Origin of the sequence: Parageobacillus thermantarcticus, assembly GCF_900111865.1 — a bacterium.
Lineage (GTDB): Bacteria > Bacillota > Bacilli > Bacillales > Anoxybacillaceae > Parageobacillus > Parageobacillus thermantarcticus.
This window is the reverse complement of record NZ_FOJS01000018.1, coordinates 49,717-56,632: the sequence shown is the minus strand read 5'-3', so window position 1 is coordinate 56,632 and position 6,916 is coordinate 49,717. Positions and strand designations below refer to the sequence as shown.

At 41.7% G+C, this 6,916-nt stretch carries 9 protein-coding genes; 2 read left to right on the top strand and 7 right to left on the bottom strand.

Annotation, left to right across the window (positions count from 1 at the left end; all coding sequences use genetic code 11):
• Positions 1-428: 428 nt before the first annotated feature.
• Positions 429-1,190, top strand: a complete 762-nt coding sequence (gene pdaB / locus BM278_RS10345; RefSeq protein WP_090949489.1) for a polysaccharide deacetylase family sporulation protein PdaB — start codon at positions 429-431, stop codon at positions 1,188-1,190.
• Positions 1,191-1,294: 104 nt separating this feature from the next.
• Here the strand turns inward: pdaB and BM278_RS10340 are convergent, their stop codons facing one another.
• Positions 1,295-1,900, bottom strand: a complete 606-nt coding sequence (locus tag BM278_RS10340) for a KinB-signaling pathway activation protein (RefSeq protein WP_090949488.1) — start codon at positions 1,898-1,900, stop codon at positions 1,295-1,297.
• A 157-nt stretch (positions 1,901-2,057) separates the two neighbouring features.
• Between BM278_RS10340 and gerD the strand changes: the two genes are divergently transcribed.
• Positions 2,058-2,669, top strand: coding sequence for a spore germination lipoprotein GerD (gene gerD / locus BM278_RS10335; RefSeq protein ID WP_090949486.1), 612 nt, complete (start codon positions 2,058-2,060; stop codon positions 2,667-2,669).
• Between the two features lie 46 nt (positions 2,670-2,715).
• Here gerD and BM278_RS10330 read toward each other — a convergent pair whose 3' ends face one another.
• From BM278_RS10330 to truA, 6 genes are all read right to left on the bottom strand, one after another.
• Positions 2,716-3,732, bottom strand: coding sequence for an Mrp/NBP35 family ATP-binding protein (locus BM278_RS10330; RefSeq protein ID WP_090949485.1), 1,017 nt, complete (start codon positions 3,730-3,732; stop codon positions 2,716-2,718).
• 101 nt (positions 3,733-3,833) lie between these two features.
• The gene (gene cwlD, locus BM278_RS10325) at positions 3,834-4,541 is read right to left on the bottom strand and encodes an N-acetylmuramoyl-L-alanine amidase CwlD (protein ID WP_090949483.1); all 708 of its coding nucleotides are present in this window, start codon (positions 4,539-4,541) and stop codon (positions 3,834-3,836) included.
• 65 nt (positions 4,542-4,606) lie between these two features.
• A complete protein-coding gene (locus tag BM278_RS10320) occupies positions 4,607-5,047 on the bottom strand; it encodes a YbaK family protein (protein WP_090949482.1) in 441 nt (146 codons plus the stop codon).
• Between the two features lie 110 nt (positions 5,048-5,157).
• Complete coding sequence (gene rpsI / locus BM278_RS10315; protein ID WP_064550529.1) at positions 5,158-5,550, bottom strand: 30S ribosomal protein S9; 393 nt, start codon at positions 5,548-5,550, stop codon at positions 5,158-5,160.
• 22 nt (positions 5,551-5,572) lie between these two features.
• A complete protein-coding gene (gene rplM / locus BM278_RS10310) occupies positions 5,573-6,010 on the bottom strand; it encodes a 50S ribosomal protein L13 (RefSeq protein ID WP_012748909.1) in 438 nt (145 codons plus the stop codon).
• A 151-nt stretch (positions 6,011-6,161) separates the two neighbouring features.
• Positions 6,162-6,908 carry a tRNA pseudouridine(38-40) synthase TruA gene (gene truA, locus BM278_RS10305; RefSeq protein ID WP_090949481.1) on the bottom strand — a complete coding sequence of 249 codons (747 nt, stop codon included), beginning with the start codon at positions 6,906-6,908 and terminating at the stop codon, positions 6,162-6,164.
• Positions 6,909-6,916: the final 8 nt, after the last annotated feature.

Below are 6,916 nucleotides of genomic sequence, written 5' to 3'. Positions count from 1 at the left end.
GTCTCGTCGGAAGAACATTTTCCCTCCGGCGCTAGACGCTCGCCTTCGCTTTTCTATGTGGACGCTTCGTTTTGTTCAGTTTTCAAGGAACATTTTCTCCTTTTTGCGGCTTTTTCATACTAACATATTTATTAACACGATGTCAACATTATTTTTTGCTATCATTAGCGACGCAATAAAATTTATCATGATTAAATTTTATTGTCAATACTTTTTATTGACTTTTGTTGTGTAAAATTCCCCTCTACCTTCAGTAAGATTGGAATTGCTTTTTGTCACTTTCTTTTTACACAAATACAAATTCCAAGACTCCATCTGCATTTTTACCATCACCGAAAGATAAAACAGAAAAAATATTTTTCATAACATCCCGCTTGACAAGCATAAGATGGTCACAGAAAAACTTTCGGACAAAGGAGGGAAAAACCGTGAGTTTTTTCTATACATTAAATGGACGCTCGTTGAAAAAAGCGCTTATTGTTATTTTATCGGCATTTTTTACGGCAGTTATTTTATATGCCCAAGAAATGGATAACCCTGCACTTTCTCTTTCCACCGGTCCAAAAGCGATCTATAAAGTGAAAAAAAGCAAAGAAAAGTTATCGTTAACTTTTGACATCAGCTGGGGAGATCAAAACGCTTTGCACATTCTTGACGTATTAAAACAAAACGGCATAAAAAACGCAACATTTTTTTTATCTGCTTCCTGGGCTGAACGCCACCCAAATATTGTGAAACGAATTAAAGAAGACGGGCATGAAATTGGAAGCATGGGGTATAACTTCGTTAATTATACAGAGTTAGAAAGTTCAAAAATACGTCAAGACCTTATGCAAGCAAAGAAAGTGTTTGATACGCTTGGAATCAAAGACATCACATTACTCCGCCCTCCAAGCGGCAACTTTAACAAAAATGTATTAAAGATTGCCGATTCGCTAGGTTATACTGTCGTTCATTGGAGCATCGACTCAAAAGATTGGCTTAATCCTGGGGTAAAGACTATCGTAGAAAATGTCGTCAATGACATGGAAGCAGGTGATATCGTTTTGCTCCACGCGTCAGATTCCGCCAACCAAACAGCAAAAGCGCTTCCAAAAATTATTGAAGCGATGAAAAAAAGCGGCTACCGCAATGTTAGCGTTTCGCAATTGATCGCTAATGGGGAGGCAAATAGCAAAGAAATAAACTAAGACAAATGAATTCTCAATACACAACACAAAATCCCTTTTGTTTCCAAAAAAAGAAGCTATCTTATCTTTTAAGCAAAAAAAGAAAGGGAGGAGCATCCTCCCGATTATGACTTTGCAACACCAGTTAATTTATGCAGTATAAGAAGTTGATAAGCGTTACAAACTAATAATGGAAATAGCATTAAATAAAGCCAATCTTTATCGTTAATGCGCAAGGCTGGAAACCATTCGATCACCGTTACGACGACCATAAAAAACAACGCTGGTATAAACGTTCCTTTATTTGTTTGCACGCTTTTTACATAGGCAACAGCAAGCCCAACAACCAAAATAAATAAAGCGACTAGTATGTAGCCGATAATAGACTCTCCTTTAACGGCAAATACTTGATAGCGGAAATACACTAAATCGAAAAGGACAAACAAAATGAGCACCATTTGCACCGAGTTCCAAAGAGAAGCAGACCGAAACATTCCAAGTCCAAAGCGATGAACTGTTAAATAAGCAAAAAAACCCATTTGGCTAATCACGCTAAAAATAAAGCCGACACCGATGTGCCACATTAACACCGCTGCGATTTCCAATACGTCCAGTCGCGCAAACAATTTCACATATTCGCCCCAGTTAAGTATAACTCCTATAATTGCTGTCGTTATTCCGCCAATAGCTAACGTTGTAAAAAATAAACGCACCCACTTCCGGCTGTTCACAGCTTCATCCTCCATCGTTTTTTCAAAATGATTCGTTTAAAATTTTACCAACCGCTTTAAAAAAAAGCCAGCTTGGAATAAGGTGAATGCATATTTTTTTACCGAAAATTCATATTAAGGGTATAAAGGATTTTGGCAGAAAGGAGCTTATTCACACATGAAAATAAACGCATTGCTCCTCTTATTTGGTTATTTTCTTATCCTTGGCTCTTGTGCTCCTCAAGACATTAGCCCGCCTCCCCCGGATTATGACCAAACGAAAAAAATGGTCGTAGATATTTTGAAAACAGATGAGGGGAAAAAGGCGATTCAGGAAATTATGGCGGATGAAAAGGTGAAACAGCAATTAGTGATCGAGCAAGCTGTTGTCAAAGAAACACTCCAGCAAGTGTTAACATCGGAAAAAGGAATAAAATTTTGGGAAAAAGCGATGCAAGATCCAAAGTTTGCGGAAAGTTTTGCCAAAAGTTTGAAAACAGAGCAAGAAAAAACGATCAAAGCGTTAATGAAAGACCCTGAATATCAAGGGATGATGATAGATATTTTAAAAAATCCAGAAATGGAAAAAACAATGGTGGACGTTCTTAAAAGCAAACAATTTCGCCAGCATCTTCAACAAGTCATCACCGAAACGTTGAATAGCCCTTTATTTCAGGCAAAAATTCAAGATATATTAGTAAAATCTGCTGGAAACATACAACAGGCAACCAAAAAGCAAAATGAAGGCGAAGAACAAGAAGAAATGAGCGGCAATCAGCAAGAGCAATGAGAAAATGAAAAAGGAGCCACCTCCTGCGAGGTGTGCTCCTTCTTCCTTAGCACTTCTCGATAATTTTCCGCGCAATGTCCATATATATTTTGCCAATCGGATGGTCTTCCGCATAAACAGATGGGGCGAAATCGTTATCATCCCAATCCGGCTGTTGAAGCGGCAGCTGTCCTAAAAGCTCTGTTTGCAATTCTTTAGCAAGCTTTTCACCGCCGCCTTTACCGAAAACGTATTCTCTTTCTCCTGTTTTTTTGCTTTCAAAATACGACATATTTTCAATGACGCCAATGATTTCATGCTCCGTACGAAGCGCCATCGCCCCAGCGCGAGCCGCGACAAACGCCGCCGTCGGATGCGGGGTTGTAACAATGATTTCTTTGCACGACGGCAACATTGTATGCACATCGAGCGCAACGTCGCCCGTTCCCGGAGGCAAATCTAATAATAAGTAATCTAAGTCGCCCCATTCAACTTCTTTGAAAAAGTTGTTTAACATTCTCCCTAACATTGGACCGCGCCAAATGACAGGGGCATTATCTTCGACGAAAAAGCCCATCGAAATGACTTTTACGCCAAACCGCTCAACCGGAATAATTTTTTCGCCGCGCACGCTTGGCCGCTCGACAATGCCCATCATATCGGGAACGCTAAATCCATAAATATCGGCATCAATAAGTCCTACTTTTTTTCCAAGCCGGGCGAGAGAAACGGCAAGATTCACGGAAATCGTCGATTTTCCGACGCCGCCTTTTCCGCTGGCAATCGCAATGTACGTCGTTTTTGCCTTTTCTCCTTCATATTTTGCCACTACTTCTTCAGGAAGCTGCGCAAATCGCAAACCGACTGAAGCTGCGCCCGCATCTTTCAATAGTTGAACAACCGTTGTTTGGACGCGAAGCTGCTCGGCCGTTCCCGTTTTCGCCAATGCGATTTTGACGCTAACGTGCTTTTTATCTTCTTTAATTTTAATTTCTTGAATCGCATTCGTTTCTTTGAACGTTTTGTTTAAAAATGGATCTTTCATATTTTCCAGCAATCTTCTAACATCGTTTTCAGTTAGCATTGATCATCACCAATCCTTATGTATGTATATTGCGTTTGATATTTTTACTATATCACATATAATCATGGTATATCTATTATGTAAAAAAAAGGAAATCCACCTTATTCAGGAGGATTTTTTTCATTGGAAAAATATCGCAATACGCCTTTGTATACCGATGCGGCCAGTTTCGTTTGGTAACGATCAGAAGCTAACAGCTTCCTTTCTTCCGGATTAGACAGAAAACCAACTTCGACAAGCGCACCTGGCTTTTTCGCATACTTCAGCAAATAAACTGTATCAATCCTTTTTGCAACACGATTCGTGTTTTCCAAATTGCGTCGCAGTTCCGCTTGAATAAACTTCGCAAGGCGCTCATTTTCTACAAGCGAACCGTAATAAAACGTTTGCGCTCCACGCCAACGTGGGGAAGGAATAGCATTAAGGTGGATGCTAATAAATAAATCTGCCTCTGATTCATTAATTAACGCAACACGTCTTCGTAAATCTTCCACTTTTCGACGGCTATAGCCGCGTGTGTCTTTATCGGCAAGGTCGCTGTCCATTTCCCTCGTCATCAATACGAGCGCACCTTGCTGCTGTAAGTAGTCACGCAGTTTGGCTGCCACTTTCAAGGCAATCTCTTTTTCCAATACGTCACCGCCGACAGCTCCTCCGTCCGGCCCGCCATGACCGGGATCTAAAACGATGATCCTTCCAGAAAGAGGGAGGTTCCACGATTTCGTTGAAGTCATATTTGCAAAAATATATTGGAAAATCACAACGACAATAATGGAACTAATGAGAGCGCCCAACCATTTTGCTTTCATTGCTTCTCCTCCTGCGTTTCCCCTTCTCTATCTTATATGGGACAAGAGGCAAAATTAGAACTTTTTCAATGAAGTTTAAGGCGGCGCCGCTTTTTTCCTTTTTCAAACCCTTCCATCCACCAATAAGCAATATAGTGTTCACACGCCAAATAAAGCGACTCATTTGCCAATCGGTCATCGAAGTTTTCCCAAAAACAAAGAAAATCAAATAATGCGTCAATTAAGTATTTTTCTTCTTGGACGCATCGCCGTTTTACGCTTTCCGCCGGTTCTCCGTAATAGCCAAACCGGCTGTAGTTGGCCCCAAGCAAATATGCTTCGATCGCGATATCAATGCATCCTTCTTCAATGACGGAGGAGAATGCGCGGTATATGCGATAAAGCGGACTAAAATGCTCTATTGCCTGCGTTTTCAGCTTTTCAAAGGACAGCTCACGCAACATTTTTCGTTCATACAACATCTGTTTTTCCCGTTTCTTTTCTTTAAATGAAGTAATGACATTCATGTTCTTTCACGCTCCTTAGGATGTAGTTTTTAACGATTCATCCTAAACATGCGTGAAAGAAAAAGAAAAAATCCCAGCCGATATCGGCTGGGATTTGTGGAAAAATACGATTAACGTTTCGAGAATTGCGGCGCGCGGCGAGCACCTTTGAGACCATATTTTTTGCGCTCTTTCACACGAGCATCGCGCGTTAATAAACCTGCGCGTTTCAATATTGGACGATAATCTGGATCTACTTGCAATAACGCGCGAGCAATCCCGTGGCGAATCGCGCCTGCTTGGCCGGAAAATCCGCCGCCTTTGACGTTCACTAACACATCGTAATTCCCCAACGTTTCCGTTAATACTAACGGTTGTTTTACAATCTCGATCAACGCTTCCGACGGAATATAGTCGCGAATGTCGCGATTGTTAATCACAATGCGTCCGTCACCAGGAACTAAACGTACACGCGCGACAGAGGTTTTACGACGACCTGTGCCATAATATTGTACTTGTGCCAAAATAATGCCCTCCTTCTATCAATTATCCGCGAAGTTCATAAACTTCTGGTTTTTGTGCTTGATGTGGATGTTCGCTTCCACGGTATACGTGCAATTTTTTAAACATTTGGCGACCTAAACGACCTTTTGGAAGCATTCCGCGTATTGCTCTTTCAAGCATTTGTTCCGGATAATTTGTGCGCATTTCTAATGCCGTTCTCACTTTTAATCCGCCTGGATGCAAGCTATGACGGTAATATAGTTTCTTTGTCAGTTTTTTTCCGGTCAGTTCGATTTTCTCAGCGTTGATAATGATGACATGATCGCCGCAATCCACATGTGGCGTGAATGTTGGTTTATGCTTGCCGCGCAAAATGGCCGCTACTTCGCTTGCAAGGCGTCCTAACGTTTTGCCAGCAGCGTCAACAACATACCATTTACGTTCTACTTCATTCGGCTTCGCCATGTAAGTTGTGCGCATAAATGTCCCTCCTATAAATAAAAAATAAACAAAGTGACATACTCATTTATCTCAACACGATGATTTTTCCGGGGCTAATCGTGGAAAAATACATACCATATGATATAATATCTCTTCAACATATTAATGTCAAGAAAATGTTACACCGGGATTAGTTGTCATAATATACTTTCCACAAATACAATCCTTGAGGCGGAGCCGTTTTCCCGGCAAGCCGTCGGTCTTTTGCCGCCAAAGCGCTCGAGATGCTGTCTACGCTCCGCTTCCCTTGTCCGACTTCCAAAATCGTTCCGACGATAATCCTCACCATATTGTATAAAAATCCGTTGCCAATAAAGCGAAATTCCAACAAATCATCACGCACCGCCATATCCGCTGTATAAATCGTACGCACGCGGTCATCGACATTCGTCTTTGCCGAACAAAAACTCGTAAAATCATGTGTCCCTTCGATGAGCCGCAACGCGCGTCGCATCGCCTCCATATCCAGCGGGTGAGGAAAATAATAGCAATAATTGCGCAAAAATACGTCGCGTTCTTGGGCAATGCGCACTTTATAGCGATATTCTTTCGCCTTGGCGCTAAAACGCGCATGAAACGAAGGGGTAGCTTCTTGTGCATCTTTAATGACGATATCGTCAGGCAGCAAGGCGTTTAACGCTTTTTTCCATTGATCCGGGGAAAGCGATAAAGGTGTATCGAAATGAATCACCTGTCCGTATGCATGAACGCCCGCATCCGTTCTTCCCGAAGCGGTAACGCGAATCGCTTCCCCCTTATGGATTTGTTGTAGCGCTCGTTCCAGCTCGCCTTGCACCGTTCGCTTACCGGGCTGAATTTGGTAACCGAAAAAATGGGTACCGTCATAAGAAAGCGTGCATTTAATCCGTTTGCTCATTTTCCCCC

Excerpts from the sequence above, each read along its gene's own strand:
- BM278_RS10320 (WP_090949482.1), bottom strand. The coding sequence starts at position 5,047 with ATGAATGTCATTACTTCATTTAAAGAAAAGAAACGGGAAAAACAGATG.
- gerD (WP_090949486.1), top strand. The coding sequence starts at position 2,058 with ATGAAAATAAACGCATTGCTCCTCTTATTTGGTTATTTTCTTATCCTT.
- cwlD (WP_090949483.1), bottom strand. The coding sequence starts at position 4,541 with ATGAAAGCAAAATGGTTGGGCGCTCTCATTAGTTCCATTATTGTCGTT.
- rplM (WP_012748909.1), bottom strand. The coding sequence starts at position 6,010 with ATGCGCACAACTTACATGGCGAAGCCGAATGAAGTAGAACGTAAATGG.
- BM278_RS10330 (WP_090949485.1), bottom strand. The coding sequence starts at position 3,732 with ATGCTAACTGAAAACGATGTTAGAAGATTGCTGGAAAATATGAAAGAT.
- truA (WP_090949481.1), bottom strand. The coding sequence starts at position 6,908 with ATGAGCAAACGGATTAAATGCACGCTTTCTTATGACGGTACCCATTTT.